Source organism: Sphingopyxis sp. MWB1, from assembly GCF_000763945.1.
In the GTDB taxonomy this organism is placed as follows: Bacteria; Pseudomonadota; Alphaproteobacteria; order Sphingomonadales; family Sphingomonadaceae; genus Sphingopyxis.
The window spans coordinates 1842975-1864421 of sequence record NZ_JQFJ01000002.1; the positions used below are offsets into that span (position 1 = coordinate 1842975).

The 21447-nt window shown below is 62.1% G+C and carries 18 protein-coding genes and 1 tRNA gene; 9 read left to right on the forward strand and 10 right to left on the reverse strand.

Annotated elements, in window-relative coordinates; genetic code table 11:
- The first annotated feature begins 4 nt into the window (after positions 1–4).
- The 3 genes from JV18_RS0109215 to JV18_RS0109225 all read left to right on the forward strand — a co-directional run bounded on the left by JV18_RS0109215 (position 5) and on the right by JV18_RS0109225 (position 4220).
- Positions 5–2323 (forward strand): DNA translocase FtsK, encoded by a 2319-nt coding sequence (locus tag JV18_RS0109215; protein WP_033074262.1) that lies wholly within the window; start codon positions 5–7, stop codon positions 2321–2323.
- 119 nt (positions 2324–2442) lie between these two features.
- Positions 2443–3102, forward strand: coding sequence for a LolA family protein (locus tag JV18_RS0109220; protein WP_052072180.1), 660 nt, complete (start codon positions 2443–2445; stop codon positions 3100–3102).
- 359 nt (positions 3103–3461) lie between these two features.
- Positions 3462–4220: a competence/damage-inducible protein A gene (locus JV18_RS0109225; protein WP_033074263.1), complete on the forward strand. Its 759-nt coding sequence runs from the start codon at positions 3462–3464 to the stop codon at positions 4218–4220.
- On the opposite strand, the gene JV18_RS0109230 is transcribed toward JV18_RS0109225, so the two are convergent.
- The 4 genes from JV18_RS0109230 to JV18_RS0109245 form a co-directional block, all read right to left on the reverse strand.
- Positions 4193–5452, reverse strand: a complete 1260-nt coding sequence (locus tag JV18_RS0109230; RefSeq protein WP_033075182.1) for a tetracycline resistance MFS efflux pump — start codon at positions 5450–5452, stop codon at positions 4193–4195. The genes JV18_RS0109225 and JV18_RS0109230 overlap by 28 nt on opposite strands.
- 47 nt (positions 5453–5499) lie before the next feature.
- A tRNA-Gly gene (locus tag JV18_RS0109235) sits at positions 5500–5573 on the reverse strand.
- Between the two features lie 227 nt (positions 5574–5800).
- Positions 5801–6577, reverse strand: a complete 777-nt coding sequence (locus JV18_RS0109240) for a hypothetical protein (protein WP_033074264.1) — start codon at positions 6575–6577, stop codon at positions 5801–5803.
- Positions 6578–6722: 145 nt separating this feature from the next.
- Positions 6723–8204, reverse strand: a complete 1482-nt coding sequence (locus tag JV18_RS0109245; RefSeq protein WP_033074265.1) for an ATP-binding protein — start codon at positions 8202–8204, stop codon at positions 6723–6725.
- Positions 8205–8269: 65 nt separating this feature from the next.
- Here JV18_RS0109245 and JV18_RS0109250 point away from each other — a divergent pair, with 65 nt between their 5' ends.
- A complete protein-coding gene (locus JV18_RS0109250) occupies positions 8270–8530 on the forward strand; it encodes a hypothetical protein (protein WP_033074266.1) in 261 nt (86 codons plus the stop codon).
- On the opposite strand, the gene JV18_RS0109255 is transcribed toward JV18_RS0109250, so the two are convergent.
- The gene (locus tag JV18_RS0109255; RefSeq protein ID WP_033074267.1) at positions 8531–9001 is read right to left on the reverse strand and encodes an Lrp/AsnC family transcriptional regulator; all 471 of its coding nucleotides are present in this window, start codon (positions 8999–9001) and stop codon (positions 8531–8533) included.
- 124 nt (positions 9002–9125) lie between these two features.
- Here JV18_RS0109255 and putA point away from each other — a divergent pair, with 124 nt between their 5' ends.
- Complete coding sequence (gene putA / locus JV18_RS0109260) at positions 9126–12221, forward strand: bifunctional proline dehydrogenase/L-glutamate gamma-semialdehyde dehydrogenase PutA (RefSeq protein ID WP_033074268.1); 3096 nt, start codon at positions 9126–9128, stop codon at positions 12219–12221.
- Positions 12222–12461: 240 nt separating this feature from the next.
- Here the strand turns inward: putA and JV18_RS0109265 are convergent, their stop codons facing one another.
- Positions 12462–14555 (reverse strand): RelA/SpoT family protein, encoded by a 2094-nt coding sequence (locus JV18_RS0109265; protein ID WP_033074269.1) that lies wholly within the window; start codon positions 14553–14555, stop codon positions 12462–12464.
- Positions 14556–14779: 224 nt separating this feature from the next.
- Here JV18_RS0109265 and JV18_RS0109270 point away from each other — a divergent pair, with 224 nt between their 5' ends.
- From JV18_RS0109270 to JV18_RS0109280, 3 genes are read left to right on the forward strand one after another with little or no spacing between them, the layout of a single operon-like run.
- Positions 14780–15298 carry a winged helix-turn-helix transcriptional regulator gene (locus JV18_RS0109270; protein ID WP_033074270.1) on the forward strand — a complete coding sequence of 173 codons (519 nt, stop codon included), beginning with the start codon at positions 14780–14782 and terminating at the stop codon, positions 15296–15298.
- A gap of 30 nt (positions 15299–15328) precedes the next feature.
- Positions 15329–16474: a sensor histidine kinase gene (locus JV18_RS0109275; protein WP_235303049.1), complete on the forward strand. Its 1146-nt coding sequence runs from the start codon at positions 15329–15331 to the stop codon at positions 16472–16474.
- The gene (locus tag JV18_RS0109280; protein ID WP_033074272.1) at positions 16471–17277 is read left to right on the forward strand and encodes a LytR/AlgR family response regulator transcription factor; all 807 of its coding nucleotides are present in this window, start codon (positions 16471–16473) and stop codon (positions 17275–17277) included. Before JV18_RS0109275 ends, JV18_RS0109280 begins: the two co-directional genes overlap by 4 nt.
- A 130-nt stretch (positions 17278–17407) precedes the next feature.
- On the opposite strand, the gene ribA is transcribed toward JV18_RS0109280, so the two are convergent.
- The 3 genes from ribA to JV18_RS0109295 all read right to left on the reverse strand — a co-directional run bounded on the left by ribA (position 17408) and on the right by JV18_RS0109295 (position 20117).
- Positions 17408–18484 carry a GTP cyclohydrolase II gene (ribA, locus tag JV18_RS0109285; protein WP_033074273.1) on the reverse strand — a complete coding sequence of 359 codons (1077 nt, stop codon included), beginning with the start codon at positions 18482–18484 and terminating at the stop codon, positions 17408–17410.
- Positions 18481–19272 carry an exodeoxyribonuclease III gene (locus JV18_RS0109290; RefSeq protein WP_033074274.1) on the reverse strand — a complete coding sequence of 264 codons (792 nt, stop codon included), beginning with the start codon at positions 19270–19272 and terminating at the stop codon, positions 18481–18483. Before JV18_RS0109290 ends, ribA begins: the two co-directional genes overlap by 4 nt.
- Positions 19273–19388: 116 nt before the next feature.
- Positions 19389–20117 carry a Bax inhibitor-1/YccA family protein gene (locus JV18_RS0109295; RefSeq protein WP_033074275.1) on the reverse strand — a complete coding sequence of 243 codons (729 nt, stop codon included), beginning with the start codon at positions 20115–20117 and terminating at the stop codon, positions 19389–19391.
- 306 nt (positions 20118–20423) lie between these two features.
- Here JV18_RS0109295 and thpR point away from each other — a divergent pair, with 306 nt between their 5' ends.
- Positions 20424–21035, forward strand: coding sequence for an RNA 2',3'-cyclic phosphodiesterase (gene thpR, locus JV18_RS0109300; RefSeq protein WP_033074276.1), 612 nt, complete (start codon positions 20424–20426; stop codon positions 21033–21035).
- Here thpR and JV18_RS0109305 read toward each other — a convergent pair.
- Positions 20948–21430: a low molecular weight protein-tyrosine-phosphatase gene (locus JV18_RS0109305; RefSeq protein ID WP_033074277.1), complete on the reverse strand. Its 483-nt coding sequence runs from the start codon at positions 21428–21430 to the stop codon at positions 20948–20950. The genes thpR and JV18_RS0109305 overlap by 88 nt on opposite strands.
- Positions 21431–21447: the final 17 nt, after the last annotated feature.

The following is a 21447-nucleotide window of genomic DNA, read 5'->3' on the forward strand; positions in this document are numbered from 1 at the left end:
CAGCATGGCTAGCCGCAAAGCCGCCAAGGCAAAGGCTGATTGGCGCATCGTTTTTCGCCAAAGCATCACCCGGTCACTTGTGATCGGAGGCGCGATTGTGCTTGGGTTATTTTCGCTCTTTCTGACGCTCGCCTTATTGACCCATGATGGCAATGACGCCGCCATTCATACCGCCGCGGGCGGGTCGCCCAGCAACTGGATGGGCCATGCGGGCGCCTGGGCGGCGGATTTGATGCTGTTTATAGGGGGCGCTGCCGCTGCGCTTTTTCTGCCGCTGTTTGCGATCATGGCGTGGCGGCTGTGGCGCGCAACGCCGCAGCCTTATTGGAAACGCCAGCTTGCCTTGGCCTTTCTGGCCATGTTGCTTGTCGGCCTGGCCGCCCAGCTTTGGTCCCCCGACACCGAAACATCGCTTCCCGCTGGCTGGGGGGGCATATTGGCGCTCGTGCTGGGTCGGGGGATTGCGCCCTGGTTCACCCAGATGGGCGATCCGGGCGCCGCCCTTGCGCGCATGGGGACCATCGCCTTTTTCGCGGCCCTGGGCCTTTGGCTAGGCTGGCGCGCCCTGCGGCTGGAAAAAGGCTGGGCGTCACGCCTTCGCCTTCCCACGGCAGAGGGTCGCCGCACTGCCGAACCTGCCGGCGCTTCCGCCCCTGAAGCCGACTCGCAAATTGCTCCGCCCACCGAACGCCCTGCCCGTCCCCGCCCGCGCGCCGAGCCTATGGAGCGCGCGCCACCCGAAATCACCGATCCGGCCGCACGGGCGGCACCTTCGCGGCCGCAGCCCAAGCCGCAGCCCGAACTGTTCACCAATTATGAATTGCCGTCGATCGAACTGCTGTCGCCCGCGCCCGAAGGGCCGGGCGGACAGATCGACAAGGCCGGGCTGGAGCGCAATGCCCGCTTGCTCGAATCGGTTCTGGAGGATTTTCAGGTCAAGGGCGTCATCACCGCCGTCCGGCCCGGCCCGGTCGTTACCATGTACGAGCTGGAGCCAGCCCCCGGAACCAAGGCGAGCCGGGTCACCAATCTGGCCGATGATATCGCGCGGAACATGTCGGCCATGTCGGCCCGCATCGCCCCCATACCGGGGCGCACGGTCATCGGCATCGAACTGCCCAATGCCAAGCGCGAGGCAGTGGTCCTGTCCGAAATGATCGGCAGCGCCCTGTTTCAGGAGCAGACGGGTGCGCTGCCCATTATTCTGGGCAAGAATATCAGCGGCGACCCTGTCATCGCCGACCTTGCCCCCATGCCCCACCTGCTGATCGCGGGGACCACGGGGTCGGGCAAGTCGGTCGGGCTGAATGCGATGATTCTTTCGCTTCTTTATCGCCTGGGTCCTGATCAGGTGAAGATGATCATGATCGACCCCAAGATGCTGGAACTCAGCGTCTATGACGGCATTCCGCATTTGCTCGCGCCGGTGGTGACCGAACCCAAGAAGGCGGTGCGCTCGCTCAAATGGGCGGTTGAACAGATGGAGGACCGCTATCGGATGATGTCGTCGCTGTCGGTCCGCAATCTCGCGGGTTATAATGACAAGGTGCGCGCGGCGCTTGCCAAGGGCAAGTCGCTCGGCCGGCGCGTCCAGACCGGCTATGATCCCGAGACGGGCCAGCCGATCTATGAAGAAGAAACGCTCGATTATCAGCCGCTGCCACAGATTGTTGTCGTCGTTGACGAGCTTGCCGATCTGATGATGACCGCGGGCAAGGAGGTGGAATTTCTGATCCAGCGGCTCGCGCAAAAGGCGCGCGCGGCGGGCATCCACCTGATCTTGGCGACCCAGCGCCCCTCGGTCGACGTCATCACCGGCGTCATCAAGGCGAATTTGCCGACCCGCATCAGCTTTCACGTCACGTCCAAGATCGACAGTCGCACGATCCTGGGCGAAGCGGGCGCCGAACAGCTGCTGGGCAAGGGCGACATGCTCTATGTTCCCGGCGGCAAGCAGCTTACGCGTATTCATGGCCCCTTTGTGTCTGACGACGAAGTGCGCAAGGTCGCCGATCATTGGCGCGCGCAGGGTCGCCCCGACTATATCGAAAGCGTTACCGAAGACCCCGAGGATGGCGGCTTTGCCATGGAAGGCGCGCCCGCGGGCGGTGACAGCGCCGAAGACCGCATGTATGCCAAGGCGTGCCAGATCGTGATCGACAGCCAAAAGGCCTCGACAAGCTGGCTGCAGCGCCAGCTTCGCATCGGCTATAACAGCGCGGCGCGCCTGATCGAGCGGATGGAGGAGGAAGGGCTGGTCAGCCCGCCCAACCATGTCGGCCGCCGCGAAGTTCTGACCGATCAATATGGGCAGTCACAATAAGGGAACGGAACCTTCGGCAGGTTCCGCGACTTGAACAGCATCCGACCGTCAGGTTCAGCGCATGTTCAATGGCTTGCGACACAATGACCGACAATATTTTTTCAAGGATGACAGATTCCATGAAAGCAACATCGTTTCGTCCCCTGCTGACGCGCGCAGCCGCCTGGTCGCTGGCGCCGGTTACTGCCGCCGCGCTGGCCGCCAGCCTTCCCGCCACGGCGCAATCGTCGAGCGCCTTGTCCTCGGTTCAGGCACATCTGAAACAGACCAATTCGATGACCGCCGATTTTGTCCAGACCGATCGCAACGGACAAAGGTTGAACGGCACTTTGACGCTGAAGCGTCCGGGCAAGATCCGTTTCCAATATCAGAAGGGCATCCCCCTGCTGATTGTGGGCGACGGCAGCCGGCTGACGATGATCGATTATGAAGTGAAGCAGGTGCAAAGCTGGCCGGTGAAAAATTCGCCGCTCGGCGCGCTGCTCGATCCCGACCGCGACCTTTCCAAATATGCGAAAATCATTCCCACCGGAAATGACGCGGTGGTCAGCGTCGAGGTGAAAGACCCCAAACGCCCCGAATATGGCACGATCACCATGGTCTTCGTGCGCGACGGGTCTGCCCCGGCGGGGCTGCGGCTGCGTGGCTGGGTGGCGCTCGATTCGCAGAATAATCGCACGCGAATCGACCTTTCGAACCAGAAGTTCAACGTGCCGGTCGCCGATTCCGCCTTTCGCTGGACCGATCCCCGCCCCAACCGGCGCGGGCGTCCCGGCTGAAGCCCCTCATATCGTCAAGAAACAGGGCGCTCCCGCAGGAATCGGGGCGCCCTTTTTTCGGTGAGCCGACCCACGCCATCGACAAAGTGCAAACTGAGGGAAAGAGGGCCTGTTTCGTTCAGCTTTGCGACAGGGAAAAAGGTCTATTCCCACATTCGAAGGCACCGATATGGCTTTTCCGGATTTGGGTTTCCCCCTGTTGCCCCACCGGATACCGGCCCGGAGCCTTCTTTCAAGAGCGTGACGAACGCTGACCTTGAACCCCCGTTCCACCGCCCCTGGGACGGGGGTTTATGATTCGTCCCCTGCGCCCATCCGCCAATGCTTGTTTTGTCGCGTAACGCCGGTAAGGCAGGGACATGAGCGATCAACGCATCTGGACCGCCGCCATATTGGTCATCGGGGATGAAATCCTTTCCGGCCGTACCCAGGACAAGAATGTCGCCCAGATAGCGACCTGGCTCGATGTCCAGGGAATCCGCCTTCGCGAAGCGCGTATCGTTCCCGATGTGGAGGAAGAAATTGTCGCGGCGCTGAACGCGCTGCGCGCCCGCTATGATTATATCTTCACCACCGGCGGGATCGGTCCGACCCATGATGACATCACCGTCGATGCTGTCGCGCGGGCGCTGGGCGTCGAAGTGATTGTTCATCCCGATGCACGCGCGATTCTGGAACGCTATTATGAAAGCCGCGGGGGCCTGACGGACGCCCGGCTCCGCATGGCGCGCACGCCTGCGGGAGCCGAACTGATCCCCAATCGCATGTCCGGCGCCCCCGGCATTCGCCTTGGCAATCTGTTCATCATGGCGGGGGTGCCGCATATCACCGCCGGAATGCTCGACGCACTCACCGGCGAGCTGGAGGGTGGCGCCCCGCTGGTCGCCCGCACCATTGGCGCCTGGGCCCCCGAAAGCGAGGTTGCCGATATATTGCGCAAGGCCGAGCGCGACCATGCCGGTATTGCCATCGGCAGCTATCCCTTTTTCCGTGAAGGCCGGACGGGCGCCAATTTCGTCGTGCGCGGAACGGACGGCACAGCGGTCCATGCCTGTGTCACCGCCTTGGGCGCTGCGATTGAAGGTGCCGGCTATGCGGTGACGGACGGCGGCATCTGATCGCCGGGCGGGGGGCCATCTTCATGGCCGCGCGTCACACGCGGCAGGCGGCGCAACATGGCAACCGCGGCCAATCCGAACAGCGCAGCCACGATGAAGGCGGCACCCGGAAAATGAACCGGCGCCCCTTCGGCCGTGAAATAGGCCATGGTCCCGGTGAGCAGCATCGGCGCCGCAATTTGCCCCAAGCCCATGGCCATCGCCGAAATGCCCTGCACCTCGCCCTGCGTGTCCGCGCTGGCGCGGCGCGACATCAGCGCCATCAGCGAGGGTTGTACCGGTGACTGAAAGGCAATGGGAAGCAGCAACAGAAAGGCACCCAGCGTCGATTTGACAAAGGCATAACCGATGAAGATGCCTACCGCGACCATCAGGCCCAGAGTCGCCGCATCGCGCTCGCCAAACCGCCGGACCATCGGCCCGACGAGGAATATCTGCCCCAGCGCGATCATCACCCCGACGACGGCGAGGCTGGCGCCAATCATTCCCGGCGTCCAGCCCAGCTGCGCCATGCAGTAAAAGCTCCACGTCATCGGATAGACCAGGCTGGCAATCTGCCACAGCACCAGCACCGACGCGACGCCCCCCATTCCAGGCAACGCCCGCATCGAACGCCAGGCGCCCAGCGGATTGGCACGCCGCCAGTCGAAACGCCGCCGCCGGGAGACCGGCAAGGTTTCGGGAAAGATGAAATAGCCGTAGAACATATTCGCCGCCGCAAGGAGGGCCGCCACGACAAAGGGCGCGCGTGGGCTCATTTCCCCCAGAAAGCCGCCGATCACCGGCCCGGCGACGAAGCCCACACCAAAGGCCGCGCCCACAAAGCTGAAATTGCGCGCGCGCTCTTCGGGGGCCGTGATGTCGGCGATGGCCGCCTGCGCCGCGGCATAGCTGCCCCCAAATATGCCCGACAGCGCCCGTGCCACGAAAAGCCAGGGCAAGGTTTCGACGATGGTCAGCAAGGCATAGTCGATGGCAAGCCCCGCGAGCGACAGCAGCAAAATCCGCCGCCGCCCGAAATGATCGGACAAATTGCCGAGCAGCGGGGAAGCAATAAAGGTCGCAACCGCCATCACCAGCCCGATCCACGCGCCCACTTCTATGGCGCGCGGCAGGTCCAGCTCGCCCACCTCCATGACGAGTTGCGGAAGGACCGGCATGATGATGCCGAAACCGACCGCATCGAGGAAGATGGTCGCGATGATAAAGGGAATGGTGCGCGCTGCGGTCACACGGCCGCTCCGTTCGATCAGGAAAAGAAACGCAAATCTATCGGCAATGGAGCGGGTGAAGGGAATCGAACCCTCGTCGTAAGCTTGGGAAGCTTCTGCTCTACCATTGAGCTACACCCGCATTTCAAGCCCATGCGCTACGCCATCGAATCCGGCGCAGATCATGCGTTGGAATAGCTGCGGCTCTATCCACGGAATGCAGCCGCGCATCAAGCGTTTTTCTGATATGTCAGCAGGGGCGCCAGCGAATTTCGCTGAACGCCGGAGGAGGACAAGATCGTCCGGGCCGAGGTGGCGAAGCGTTACGTGCGGGCACCCCGGATGGGCGCCCGCTGCCGCACGACGGCCTCAGTAAATTTCGACCCAATTGTTCGTGGCAACAAATTCATCTGGCGCGCCCCGGCACAGGAGTCCTTCCCGCTCGGCGCTTGCTCCCCCTTTTCTGAGCGTCCAGATATAGACTTTGCAGTCAAATCCATAGCGCTGTTCGAGGCCTTGCATCGTGATTGTGCCCGTGGATACGGTTCCCTCCCAAGTCACGGCATCGCCTGCTTCCATCGCGGCCAGCTTCTTGACCCAGGCATGGGGGTTGCCCTGCAGTTCGGAATAGAAAAACAGCTTTGCCCAACTGTCATAGGAATAGCTTCCCTCGCAGTCAGAGCAGAAAACCTTGCCAAATTCGTTGAAGGCCGCTTTTTGCGCTTTGATCTCTGCCGGCACGGGAATTTGATCGGGGCGCGCATAGCGTCCCGCTCGGCGCGCGACACCCGAGCCCTTTTTGACATCGCCCCCTTCGGGCGACGAGGCATCGTCCTGCTCCCCCTGACGGCAGGCGGCAGCAGAGGCTTCAGCCACCGCATTTTCGCGGGCGCTGTCGCCGACATCGCGCACGGCCGCATCAGCCGCAGCCCGCGCCGCAGCCTTTTTCCCGGTAATGGCAGCGACGCCAGCCGCCCCCAGCAATTTGCCAAAGCGCTTGCCGAAGACCTTTCCATTGGGGGACGCCGCGACGCACGCCTCCTCCTTCGCAAAGGCGGGCGCGGCCCCGGCGGGCAGAAAGAGAAAGCCGAGCACGGCCATGCTTGTCAACGGCCGCAGCCGCAGCGAGATCGAAAGGAGGGACATCGGATTTCTCCATCGCCAGATTGCGGGCTGCCCCTGACAGCGGTGCGACGCGGTGGCTTGCCCCATGCGGCAAAGCGCGACGCAGCGACGGCCGATGCGCCGCCGCTGCGACAAAAGCTGACAGGGGCACGACGGAGATTCGGCGTCAGTCGGCCTCGGTCGTCAATCCCAGTTCGGGGATACCGATGGAGCGGCGCCCGCCGAAATCGGCGCGGACGACAACCGCCCCCTGTTTTTCCATATATTCGACGAGTCGGCGTACCCGTCCCGGCGAGCGGGTGCCATAGGCGCGGCCCAGCGCATCGTCATCGGGGCATGGCGCGCCCTCGATCGCCGCCCGGGCGATGAGGATGAAGGGCGCCAGCATATCATCCGGGAGGCGCGCGGCGGCGGCGAGCAAATCCGACCAGCGCGGATCGGCGGGATCGAAGACGCCGCCCTTGGCAAGGGCAAAGCGGCGCCGGAACGCGGGAAGATCCAGCGGAACGCGGCCCAGTCGCTGCATCCGGCAGCGCACCGAGAAATCCTGATAGAGAAAGGATTCGGGGTGAAAGGCGCAGTCGGGATCGGCGAGCATATCACGAAGCGCTGCCGCAATCACCGCTTCGGTTTCAGCGGCATCAGCCTCCGCCTGGGCTTCATCGACTTGATGCGCCGCTGCAGCTTCTCTTCCCTCTTCTCCGTCCTCCTGACGCGCGGCGATTTGTTCGATCAACGCTTCGGCGGCGACGGGCGGGGGTGCCGGTGCGGGGCGCGGTGGCGGTTCGGCCGCATCCATTTCAGCAAAAAGCATCGCATGAAGATCTTCGGGTTCAGCCTGCGGGAGAGGAAGAAGATCATGCGTGCCGCTGCGCGCGCTGGTCCGGGTCGCGCCGATGCGGATCGATACAGGGCGCCGCGCAATGGCCGGCCCCAGCCCCAGAAAGGAACCGCGTTCCAGATCGCGGATCATTTCCGCCTGCCGCCGCTCCATGCCCAGCAAATCCGCCGCGCGCGCCATGTCGATATCGAGGAAGGTGCGCCCCATCAGGAAATTGCTCGCCTCTGCCGCGACATTTTTGGCGAGCTTGGCAAGCCGCTGCGTCGCGATTGCGCCAGCAAGGCCGCGCTTGCGCCCACGGCACATCAAATTGGTCATCGCCGACAGGCTGGCGCGGCGCACCGTGTCGCTGACATCGCCCGAGGCGCTGGGAGCGAACATCTGCGCCTCGTCGACGACCACCAGCGCGGGATACCAATGTGCGCGGGGGGCATCGAACAGGGCGTTCAGAAAGGCCGCTGCGCAGGTCATTTGTGCCTCGACCTCCAGCGTGTCGAGCGTCAGGATGACCGAGACGCGATGCTCGCGAACCCGTGCAGCGACGGTCGCAATCTCACGCTCATTATAATCCCCGCCGTTGACGACGACATGGTCATAGGCATCGGCGAGGGTGACAAAATCGCCTTCGGGATCGATCACCAATTGCTGGACCAGCCCCGCGCTTTCCTCGAGCATGCGGCGCAAAAGATGCGATTTTCCCGAACCCGAATTGCCCTGGACGAGCAGGCGGGTGGCCAGCAGTTCCTGCATATCCATGCGCACGGGCTGTCCCGCCGCGTCGCTTCCGATTTCAATGCTGGTGCTCACCCCCCTGCCCCTATCGTCGCACCCTGCCATTGACAACCAGCACCGCTCGCTGTCGGATGACAGGGATGAACTTCGACGATCAACTGCACCGCTATTTCGGCACCAGCGATCTTGACGCGCTGCATCCCGACGCTCTGGCAGCCGGGGTGGAGCATATGCGTGTCGACCTGGGGCTCGAGCAATCGCGCGAGCGGCGCTTTGCGCTGTGGGCGCTGCTCTATACGCTGGGCGAAGCGCCCGACCTTGACGCTGTGTTCAAGGACCCAGCGGAGCGCGATGTGGCGCGCGACCTGATGGACATGCTCGACCAGCAAATGCCGGATTGATCAGCGCGCCGATTCGCGCACCGTTTCCATCGCCACAAAGGTCGATGTGCTGGCGACGAAGGGCAGGGTCGAAATTTTTTCGCCCATGATGATCCGGTATCGGCGAATGTCGGCGGTGCGGACCTTGAGCAGATAGTCAAAGCCGCTCGCGATCATGTGGCATTCCTCGACCTCGGGAATGGTGCGCACCGCCTTGTTGAATTCCGCCAGCGCGGCTTCGCGGGTGTCGGACAATTTCACCTCGACAAAGGCGACATGATCGAGGCCCAGCTTGACCGGATCGACGATCGCGCGGAAACCGACGATCAGCCCCGACTGGACGAGCCGCTTAACCCGTTGCTGACAGGGGGTTTTCGACAAGCCCACGCGCTGCGCGAGGTCGGTGAAAGTGACCCGCCCGTCCTTTCGCAGAATCGCAAGGATTTTGCGGTCAAAGTCATCCAGTTCGACTGTTTCACCCCTGTTCACCATGCCAGCCGCCTAGCAGGGGCCTGAAATTTGGTCAAAACAACTGTTGGATGCTAGAAATAAAGTCGGACCGCCCGATGATCATCGGTTAGACATCAAGCCCTCATTTCATCGAAAGGCGCCTGCCATGACCGACACCGCCACCGACCGGGCCGCCCTGCGCGCGCTGGCCCGCCGTTCCGAAACCGCCATCATTGCCGATCTGCGCAAGGAACTTGCCCATTCGCCAGCAAGCGTTGAAGCGGTCACGGCGCGCGGCCTTGAAATCATCCGGCGCGCGAAGGATGAAGGCGAACGCGAAACGCTGGTCGCCCAGTTGATGAACCGATATCGCCTGTCGACCGAGGAAGGCGTGGTGCTGATGTGCCTGGCCGAAGCCCTGCTGCGGGTGCCCGATAATGCCACCGCCAATGCACTGATCCGCGACAAGATTGCCGGACGCCACTGGAGCGAAGGCGATGATGGCGACAGCCCGCTGATCGTCGCCCTGTCGGCGCGCGGCCTGTCGCTGGGGTCGGCGACCTTGATGCTGAGCGAAATGGGCAGCAAGTCGAGCCCGCTCAGCCTGCTGAAATCGATGATCCGCCGGTCGGGCGAACCCGTTATCCGGCAGGCCGCGCTCGCGGCGATGAAGCTCCTCGGCCAGCAATTTGTCATGGGCGAAACGATCGACGCGGCGGTCAAGCGCGCCGACAAGGAGAAGAATGAGCTCGCCAGTTTCGACATGCTGGGCGAAGCCGCGCGCACGGCAGGGGACGCCAAACGCTATTATGACGCTTATGCCGCTGCCATCACTCGCATCGGCGCCAACGCGAAGCCGGGCGACCCACATGCCAATCATGGCATTTCGATCAAATTGTCGGCGCTGCATCCACGCTATGAATATCTGCAGGGCGCGCGCATTCGCGACGAATTGGTCCCTGATGTGATTCAGCTCGCCCAGGCGGCGCGCGCAGTGAATATCCCGCTGATGATCGATGCCGAGGAAAGCGACCGGCTGGAGCCGCATATGGATGTGTATGCTGCGCTGATCGACGCGGGCATTGCCGATGGCTGGACCGGTCTGGGCATCGTTGTTCAAGCTTATCAGAAGCGCGCGCCCGAGGTGATCCGCTGGGTGGCCGCCCAGGCGCGTGCGCGCGGCGTGACCCTGTCGATGCGGCTGGTCAAGGGCGCCTATTGGGACACCGAGATCAAGCGGGCGCAAACATTGGGGATCGACGATTTTCCGGTCTTTACGGCCAAGAATCACACGGACCTCAACTATCTTTATTGCGCGCAGATATTGCGCGATTGTCAGGATTGCATCTTCCCGGCCTTTGCCAGCCATAATGCCATGACGCTCGCCTTCATTGCCGAGCTGTTCGAAGGTGCCGATTATGAGCTGCAACGGCTGCATGGCATGGGCGAGGGCGCGCATGACGCCATCCTCGCCCTTTCCCCGCCGCCGCGCCCGGTGCGCGTTTATGCGCCAGTCGGCACCCACCGCGACCTGCTGGCCTATCTCGTCCGCCGCTTGCTCGAGAATGGTGCCAACTCCAGCTTTGTGCATCAGTTCTCTGACCCGGATGTGACCGCCGAGGAATTGGCGGTCGACCCGCGCAGCATTCCCAGCCACCCATCCCGAATTCCAACCGGCGCGGCGCTTTACGACCCCGTCCGTCGCAATTCGCGTGGCTATGATCTGGGTGAACCCGGCGTGCCCGAAGCCTTGATGCAGGCGATTGATGCCGCGCAGGTCGAAGGGCGGGTTGCGGCCCCCCTTGTCGGAGGCGCGACATTGGCCGGCAAAAAGGAAGCCGTTCGCAACCCCGCCACCGCTGCGGTCGTCGGACATGTCATCGAGGCGGATAGCACGGCCGTCGAAGCCGCCATAGCCGCGGCCCGTGCCGCGCAGGATGACTGGAGCCTTGCCGGGGGTGCCTTTCGCGCCGAGAGGCTCGAACGCGCCGCCGATCTGATCGAAGAGCGCGACGCGCTTTTCCTGGGGCTTGCCATGCGCGAAGCGGGCAAGACGCTGGTCGATGCCGTGGCCGAGGTGCGCGAAGCGGTCGATTTCCTGCGCTATTATGCGGCGCAGGCACGCGCCGAATTCACCGCGCCCATCAGCCTTCCAGGGCCGACGGGCGAGCGCAACGAACTGATCTTGGAAGGAAAAGGCATTTTCGCCTGCATTAGCCCGTGGAATTTCCCGCTCGCTATCTTCCTGGGACAGGTGACCGCGGCGCTGGCGGCAGGCAATGCCGTGCTGGCCAAGCCCGCCGAACAAACGCCGCTGATCGCGCATGCCGCGGTCGAAATATTGCTCGAAGCCGGCATTCCGGGAGAAGTACTCCATTATCTGCCCGGACGCGGCGAGACGGTCGGCGCAGCCCTGACTGGCCATGATGCGATTATCGGCGTTGCCTTTACCGGCTCGACCGAAGTGGCGCGCGCCATCAACCGCGGCCTTGCCAATCGCGACGGCCCGATCGCCACGCTGATCGCCGAAACCGGCGGCGCCAATGCGATGATCGTCGATTCGACGGCGCTGCCCGAGCAGGTGGCGCGCGATGCCGTCGCCTCCGCTTTCCAATCGGCGGGGCAGCGCTGCTCGGCGCTGCGCCTGCTGTGTGTGCAGGAAGATGTCGCCGATACGATGATCGAAATAGTTGCAGGTGCCATGGCCGAAATGAATGTCGGCGATCCGGCATATCTGGCGACCGATGTGGGACCGATCATCGACGAGGAAGCGCGCGCCAATATTGCCGCCTATATCGAGGAAGCGCGCGCGGCAGGCCGCCTGATTGCCGAAGCAAAGCGGACACAGCTCCCGGGCGGCGGCACATTTGTTGCTCCCGCGATTATCCGACTGGATCATGTTACCGACTTGAAGCGGGAAATCTTTGGTCCCGTGCTTCACGTCGCGACGTGGAAGGGCGGCGAACTCGACGCGCTGATCGATGCGATCAACATGTCAGGCTATGGGCTGACACTGGGCGTCCATACCCGCATCGACGATGTCGCAGCCCATGTCGCGGCGCGCGCGCAGGTGGGCAATGTCTATGTCAACCGCAACCAGATTGGCGCCATCGTCGGATCGCAGCCTTTCGGAGGACGCGGGCTGTCGGGGACCGGTCCCAAGGCGGGAGGCCCGCATTATCTGCACCGCTTTGCCGAAGAAAAGACGATCAGTACCGACATCACCGCCGCCGGCGGCAATGCCGCGCTGATGGCGGGTTAAAGCGCAAAAGATCTGCAGAAGCGGGAGACCACGAGGCCCGATACAGAGTGGACGGCTGTCCCGGGCGAATACGTCCGAACACGTCTCGCGGCAGAAATGCCACGGCGACCCTTATCTATTGCCCCCCGCAGCTGCCTTTTTATAGACAGGTCAGATCATCTCGCCAATGCAGTTTCTGCACCGCAATGGCCCCGAGGCCGACCTCGCAGTACCACGCGATTTTGGGTCAGTTTGCAAATATTACAGACGTTCTGCCTGCACCACCATGTCCGAAGCGCGCAAGGCGGAGAGGATGCGCATGACGTGCTGAACGTCGCGCACCTCGACGACGATATCATAGGTGTGAAAACCACCCTCGCGATTCGATAGGCGCAAATTGGTGATGTTCGCCATATTGGCAGCCAATATGCCCGACATTTCGGCAAGCGCGCCGGGCTCATCACGGATCACCACGCACAGGGCGGCGCTGCCTCCTTCGCTATTCTCCTGCCAGCGCAGGTCGATCCAGTCGGCATCGACGCCATCGGCCAGGCTGGGACAGTCGATGACATGCACCTCTATCCCTTCGCCTTCGCGCGACAGGCCGACAATCCGATCGCCCGGAACTGGATGGCAGCAATCGGCGAGCTTGTAAGCGACGCCGGGGGTCAGTCCCTCGATCGACACGGCCGCCCCCTGGCGCAACTTGCCGGGTTTCAGCTTCATGTCGGCCGTGATGCCCGGCACCAGCGCTTCGAGCACCGCATCGTCGGAAAGGCGGCGTTTGGCGATGGCGACATAAAGGGCGGTATCGTCTTCCAATTTCAGCCGTTCGCGCGCGGCGGCCCGGGCCTTGTCGCCGATCTTGTTCGGCAGCCGGGTGATAATCTCGTCATACATTTTGCGGCCCAGCGCCGCGAGCTCGATCTTTTCCTTTGAACGGACATGGCGGCGGATCGCCGCACGCGCCTTGCCGGTGACCGCAAAGCCCAGCCAGGCTGGCTGGGGCGTCTGTTTCTCCGACGACAATATCTCGACCGTGTCGCCGTTGACGAGCTGGGTACGCAACGGGACAAGGCGCCCGTTGACCTTGGCTCCCACCGTGCGGTCGCCGAGCCCCGTATGCACCGCATAAGCAAAATCAATCGGCGTCGCTCCCTTGGGAAGCTGAAACAGGCTGCCCTTGGGGGTGAAGGCAAAAATACGATCCTGATACATGGCGATGCGCGTATTTTCGAGCAGCTCTTCAGGATCGTGCGTCTGTTCCAATATTTCGAGCAGGTCGCGAATCCACCCCGCTTGACCGTCGGGGCCGCTGCCGCCTTGTTTATAGGCCCAATGGGCCGCGAAGCCGAATTCGGATTGCTGGTGCATTTCAACACTGCGGATCTGAATTTCGATCCGCATATTTTGCTGATGCATGATGGTTGTGTGGAGCGATTTATATCCGTTGCGTTTGGGGGTCGAAATATAATCCTTGAAGCGGCCGGGAACCATTTTCCAGCGTCGGTGGATCAGGCCCAGCGCGGTGTAGCAATCGGCATCGGTCGGCGTGACGATGCGAAAGGCGATGATGTCGGTGACCTGCTCGAAGCTGACGTGACGCTCCTGCATTTTCCGCCAGATCGAATAGGGATGTTTTTCCCGCCCTGAAACCTCCGCCTTGATCCCCGCTTCCCCAAGCAGCTCTTCAAATTCGCGGGTGATAGCGCTTACCTTGTCCTTGCCGCCCGCGGTCAGCTTGGCAAGCCGCCCGGTAATCGTCGCATAGGCCTCCGGCTCCAACTCGCGGAAGGAGAGAAGCTGCATTTCGCGCATGAATTCATACATGCCGATCCGCTCTGCCAGCGGCGCATATATATCCATCGTCTCCTTGGCGATGCGGCGCCTCTTGTCGGGATTTTTGATGAAATGCAGCGTCCGCATATTGTGCAGTCGGTCAGCGAGCTTGACGAGCAGCACCCGGATGTCATCCGACATGGCGAGAAGAAATTTGCGCAGATTTTCCGCCGCGCGCTCATTTTCCGTCTGCGCCTCGATCTTCGACAGTTTCGTGACGCCATCGACCAGCCGCCCGACATCGCGCCCGAACAGGCGCTCAATCTCCTCGGGCGTCGTCAGCGTATCTTCCAACGTGTCGTGAAGCAGAGCGGTCACGATGGTTTCGCTGTCGAGATGAAGGTCGGTCAAAATACCGGCAACCTCGACCGGGTGGCTGAAATAGGGATCGCCCGATGCGCGTTTCTGGCTGCCATGTTTCTGGACGGTAAAGACATAGGCGCGGTTGAGCAGCGCCTCATCTACCTCGGGATCATAAGCGCGGACGCGCTCGACAAGTTCATATTGCCTCAACATCACATCCAATGTCGCGTCTGCCCCGGTAAATGCAATGCGAAATTTATGTGCGCCGATCGGAAGAGGTCGGTAATTTTGATGAAAGTCGATGAAAGCATCATTCGCCTCACGCGCAGAAAACAGGGGCCCCCTCGAGCAAATGTCTGCATATGATGCGTTGCGCTATGCAACGGACGGCCTATATTCTTTGGCGCAAAAGGGGATTTTACGTTAGGGCAAGGCGGATGAGCAAATTACGCGAAAAGCTGAACGATCTGGACGGTGAACAATGCGCCCTGCCTCTCGCGCTCGAGGCGATGGGAGAACGCTGGTCCTTCATGATATTGCGCGCCGCTTTTAACGGCGTCCACCATTTCGAGGAGTTTCAGCAGGAGCTGAATATTGCCCGAAATATTCTGTCGAACCGACTATCAAAGCTGGTCGAACATGGCATTATGGCGCGCGAGGTGATGGTCGAGGATCGGCGCAAGGTTCAATATCAGTTGACCGAAAAAGGCATAGCGCTGCTTCCAGTGATGATTGCGCTACGTCAATGGGGTGAAAAATGGGGCGCGGGCGTTCCTTCGACCCCCGTTCTGGTCGACAAGCGCGATGAGCAGCCCATTGGGCCGGTGACGATCACCGCGCATGACGGACGCCCGTTAAGCTATAAGGAGCTGGTGTGGAAGCATCGCTCTGAATTGCAGCCTCTGGGGCAGGCGCGGGCGCGCAATGACGCGCTTTCCTCCGTCGCCGCCGAATGACAGATTTTTCCTTTCGCCGGTTCTACTGACTTGCAACCTCCCCCCACGGCCGCGCCCTTGTTCGGCATTTCCTCTCCCGGTCCTTTTTTCGGCAACAAGGTCCGTGCCTTTTGGCAGCTTCAGATTCTGGGCTGGGTCGCCTGGCTGGGCTTGCGCGGGGTGTCGAGTCTGGCGAATGGCCAGTCCTTCGCCTTTCTTGTCCCGATCGTCGTATCGGCCATCACCGGCTTTTCGCTGACGCTGATACTCTCCGTCTGCTACCGCGCGCTGATCAACCAGCGGCCGATATTGATGTGGAGCGTCAGCTTCGGCCTGGCGAGCCTTGCGACCGCCCTGTGGGCCTTTATCGACGCCTGGGTCATTCAGATCGTCAACCCGTCCAGCGAATCGGGGCTGACAGGGCTTCTGCTCGGCCTCGTCTATATCGACGGAACATCGCTTGGCGCCTGGTCGGCGCTCTATTTTGCGATCAATTATTTTCTGCAACTCGAAGAGCAAAATGACCGCATGCTGCGGCTGGAAGCCCAGGCAGCATCGGCCCAGCTTGCGATGCTGCGCTATCAGCTTAATCCGCATTTTCTGTTCAATACGCTCAACAGCATTTCGACGCTGGTGCTGCTCAAGCAAGCCGAGCCGGCCAACGCGATGCTATCCCGCCTGTCGGCCTTTTTGCGCTATACGCTGGCCAATGAACCGACCGCGCAGGTGACGCTGGCGCAGGAAGTCGAAACGCTCAAACTCTATCTCGAGATTGAGAAGATGCGCTTTGAGGACCGGCTGCGGCCCCATTTCGCCATCGACCCCGCTGTTGCACGCGCGCGCCTGCCCTCGCTCTTGCTGCAACCGCTTGTGGAAAATGCGATCAAATATGCGGTGACGCCGCAGGAAGAAGGCGCTGATATCACCATCAGCGCGCAGCTTGCCGGTCAAAATGTTCGCATCACCGTGTCCGACACGGGCGCGGGATTGTCAGCAGGCGACACCGACCCCACGACAGGGACTGCAACGGAATCGACCGGTGTGGGTTTAGCCAATATCAGAGACCGGCTGGCCCAGGCTTTTGGCGACCTGCAGCGGTTCGACGTGCATGCGGGGGCAGAAGGCGGATTTACGGTAACGATCGAATTTCCGTTTCAACCCGATGGACAAGCAAGGATTGGAACCCAAGGATCATGACGATCAGAACCATTCTGGTGGATGATGAAAAATTGGCGACCCAAGGGCTGCAATTGCGGCTTGAAGCGCATAATGATGTCGAAGTCGTCGACACGGCGCAAAATGGGCGTGAGGCGATACGCAAGATCAAGACGCACAAACCCGATCTCGTCTTTCTGGATATTCAAATGCCGGGATTTGACGGCTTTTCCGTCATTCAGGGGTTGATGGAAGTCGAACCGCCGCTGGTCGTGTTCGTGACCGCCTATTCCGATCACGCCATTCGCGCCTTTGAAGCGGAGGCGATTGATTATCTGGTGAAGCCGGTGGAACCGCAGCGACTGGCGGATGCGCTGGACCGTGTGCGGCAGCGTTTGACCGAGAAGCGGGGCGTTGCGGAGGTGGAACGGCTGAAAAATGTGCTAGCCGAAGTCGCACCCGACGCGGTGGACGAATATAGCGCGGATACGGCCGATGAGGCGCCGCCCGCCGACCGTTATGAAAAGATGATCAACATCAAGGATCGCGGGCAGATTTTCCGTGTCGATGTCGACAGCATCGAGCGGATTGATGCCGCGGGCGATTATATGTGCATCTATACCGCCGATAACAGCCTGATCCTGCGCGAGACGATGAAGGATCTGGAAAAGCGGCTCGACCCGCGCAATTTCCAGCGCGTCCATCGCTCCACGATCGTCAATCTGAGCCAGGTCAAGCAGGTGAAACCGCACACCAATGGCGAATGCTTTCTGGTGCTGGGATCGGGGACGCAGGTGAAGGTCAGCCGTAGCTATCGTGACGTGGTGGCGCGTTTCGTCCACTAGGCCGATCAGGCGGTTTTGGGCATGGAAATTAGCGAAAGTGCGCGCAGCGATGATTAGGGACGGGTGATGCGCTGCCCCCTGCAGGGCATGCCGGTGGACAACGCCCCGCAGTTTCGCGGAGACGATGACGTCAGAGCTGGTGCCCTGTCTTGTCCCTTTTGGTCGCAAGATAATGTTCATTATGCGGGTTGGTGGGGAGCGCGAGCGGCAGGCGTTCGACCACCTCGACCCCTTCGGCGCCGAGGCGCGCGACTTTTTCGGGATTGTTGGTCATCAACCGGATTCGCGGCACGTTGAGCAGATCGAGCATCCGCGCGGCGATGGCGAAATCGCGCGCCTCGACCGGAAAACCCAGCCGCAAATTGGCATCGACTGTATCATAGCCCTGATCCTGCAGCGCATAGGCGCGCAGTTTGTTGACGAGGCCGATCCCCCGCCCTTCCTGCCGCAGATAGAGGAGCACGCCCCAGGGCGCATCGGCCATGGCGTGAAGCGCGGCGTGAAGTTGCGGCCCGCAATCGCATTTGAGGCTGCCGAGCACATCGCCCGTCAGACATTCGCTGTGGAGCCGCACCACGGGCGGATTGCCGTCGCGCCGTCCGATGACGAGCGCGACATGGTCCGATGCTTCCTCGGGCGTGCGAAAGGCAATGATTTCCGCCGTCTCGCTTGCCGCAACGGGAAGCCGCGCGCGCGCCGCCACTTCGAGCCGCGCGGGGTCGAGCATTTTTTCAACATCGCCCGCGTCGCAGCATGTTTCCACCTCTCCTGCGGGCTCGCGGACGAGAAAGGCGGGAAGCAGCCCCGCATGGCGCGCCAGCACCAGCGCGGCGGCGGCGGCGTGATCGGCGCCGCTCGCCCGCGTCTGAAACGGGCCTTTGAGCGGATGGGCAAGGTCGAGCGCGGGATCGGCGATGGCGAGCGCCGCCGCGACATCAGCGGCGGCTGCGACCAGCCGCACCGGCCCCGGCGTTGCCGCCGCGCGCTGGTTGGTAAGCTTGAGCGTTACCGCTCTTTCCCCCGACAACAGAATATCCGCCGCCGCCGCGCCGCTAAAGTCGGCGAGCGCGGCATCGCTGGCACTTTCGATCGCCAACAGGTCGAGCGCGCCGTCGGCGGCCGCGATCCGCACCGGCCAGCCCCGCCGCAGGGCATCGAGCGCCCGCGCCGCGCGGCGCGCGCTTTCCCCATCGGGGGGGACGCTCAAAAGTCGAACTCCGTGATCAGCGGAATATGGTCCGAAGGCCGCTCCCAGCTTCGCGCCGGCTGAACGATGCGGTGTGCGACCGCCTTGTCGATGAGATCGGGGGTCACCCACATATGGTCGAGCCGCCGCCCACGATTGGAGGCCGCCCAATCCTTCGCGCGGTAACTCCACCAGGTAAAGAGCGGGGTCGGCGGGGCGATGAAATGACGGCCAAGATCGACCCACCCTGACGCCGCCTGGAGCCGCGCCAGCGTTTCGACCTCGATCGGGGTGTGGCTGACCACATCGAGTAGCGCCTTGTGATTCCACACATCTTCGGCCAGCGGAGCAATGTTGAAATCGCCGGTGAGGATTGTCGCATCGGCGAGTTCGCCCGACCACTGCGTCATGCGCCCCAGAAAATCGAGCTTTTGCCCGAATTTGGGGTTGAGATTGCGGTCGGGAATATCGCCGCCCGCCGGAATATAGACATTATCGACGCGGATGCCGGTGGGCAGGGTGGCGCCGACGTGGCGCGCCTCTCCATTCGCCTGCCAGTCATATTTGCGAATATCGGTCAGGGGCACTTTGCTGATCGTCGCAACGCCATGATGCATGCGCTGCCCATGGGTGACGATGTGCGTATAGCCCAATTGCCGGAACATATCGGCGGGGAAGAGATGGCATTCGACCTTTGTTTCCTGAAGGCAGAGCACATCGGGCGCCTCTTCGCGCAGAAATTTTTCGACGATGCCGATACGGGCGCGGACGCTGTTGATGTTCCACGAAGCGATACTGATGCGTGTCATGGCAATGGCTCTATCGAGCGTATTCCCGCTTCGCAATGGCCGGGACTTCCCCAAAGCAAAAGGCCCGGCGGATCGCTCCACCGGGCCTTCCCTGTTTTGGTCTGCGAGGCTTTGGCTTATTCGCGGTTGCCAAGCAGATTGAGCAGGAAGGTGAACATGTTGACGAAGTCGAGGTAGAGCGCGAGCGCACCCATCACCACCGACTTGCCCATGAAATCCGTCCCGCGGACATAGAAGTACATGCTTTTGATCTTTTGCGTGTCATACGCCGTCAGGCCCGCAAAAAGCAGCACACCGATCACGCTGATCGCCAGGCTGAGCGCACTCGACTGAACGAACATGTTGATCAGCATCGCGACCAAAATGCCGACAACGCCCATGATCAAAAAGGTGCCGAAGCCCGACAGATCCTTCTTCGTGGTATAGCCATAGAGGCTGAGACCAAGGAAGGCGGCCGCCGTCGCAAAGAAGGTCGTCGCGATCGACGTGGCTGTAAAGGCCAGGAAGATCGTCGACATCGACAGGCCCATCACGCCGGCATAGGCCCAGAAAATTCCCTGCGCCGCCGTCGTCGACAGCTTGTTTATGCCAAAGCTGAGCACCAGCACAAAGGCCAGCGGCGACAGCATGACCACCCACATCAGCGGACTGCCGACCAGCGAGGCGGTGAAGCCCGACTGATAAGCGAGCATCGCGACGATGCCCGTCAGCAGGACGCCCGAGCCCATATAGTTATAAACCGACAGCATGTACGACCGCAGGCCCGCATCGACGGCCTGGTCCATCGCACCCGCGTTGGCCTGATAGCCGGACGCCGCCATTTTGGGGTCGTTCCAATTAGCCATTCTCGTTTCTCCATCACCGGTCAGCCCATACCGACCGTGGAGACAATATCGGGATTTCTGGTCCCTGATTCAAGCGAAACCGATATGGGCGCCGGGGCGAGAGAAAAATGGGACCGTTTCGGGCGGGAAAAAGGCCCTTTAGTGGTTGCCCAGAGAGGGCGGATCCCGGATCAACTGTCGGGAAAGAGCCGGTGGGTGCAGGGCGGAAGCAGGGGAAGATGGCTCCCCTCCGAATGCCGTTCCCGCTGCCCCCGCCCTTATTTTCCCGGTTTTTCCGGCGCACCCAAAAAAACTATAGAGGCACTTATGTCGAGCCACCGCCTGTTCGTCGCCCTGCGTCCCCCGCGCCCGATTCGCCAGCTTCTCATTCGGGCAATGCACGGTATTTCCGCCGCGCGCTGGCAGGATGACGAGCAGCTTCACCTGACCTTGCGCTTTATCGGCGAAGTCGATCGCCATCAGGCCGAGGATATCGCCGCCGCGCTGGGGGCGCTGCACGCCCCCGCGATCTGCGCGCGCATCGCCGGGGTCAGCCTGTTCGAGCGGCAGGGGCGCCCGCATATGATGTGGGCGGTGGTCGAGCCTGCCGATCCGATCGCCGCGTTGCACCGCAAGGTCGACCAGCTTCTGAGCCGGGTCCGCATCGCCGCAGAAACCCGCGCCTTTGTGCCGCATATCACCCTTGCCCGGCTCAACCGCGCATCGGGACCCGTTGCCGCCTTTCTGGCGCAGAACAGCGACCTGTCGAGCCCTGCCTTCGCCTTTGAGCATGTCACCTTGTATGAAAGCGAGCTGGGGCATGGCGGGTCGCGCTATCACCCCGTCGCGCGCTATCCGCTGGCGCTTTCGGCCACCAGCGCCGCCGCGACCGCCGACACATCGGCCCAGGTTTCGGAAAAGCCGTCATCCTCGCCATAATAGGGATCGGTCACGCTTTCGCCCGCGCGCCCCGGCACAAGATCGAGCATCAGGCGCAGCCGCGCCGTTGCATCCGCAGGTGCAAGCGCGCGGGCATTTTTCAGATTTTCGCTATCGGCGGCGAGAATCAGGTCGAAACGGCGAAAATCGTCCGGCGCGATCTGACGCGCGCGAAGGTCGCTGATGTCGACCCCGTGGCGCAGCGCCTCCGCCTGCGCGCGCGGATCGGGCGGGCGGCCGACATGCCAGTCGCCCGTCCCCGCCGAATCGAGCGTTGCGGGCCGCCCCGCCTTGGCAAAGGCGGCGCGCGCCGCGGCTTCGGCCAGCGGTGAGCGGCAAATATTGCCTAGGCACAGAAATAGAATCGACGGCGCTGCCGTAACGTCCTTGGTCATATCTCTCTCAGTGAAAC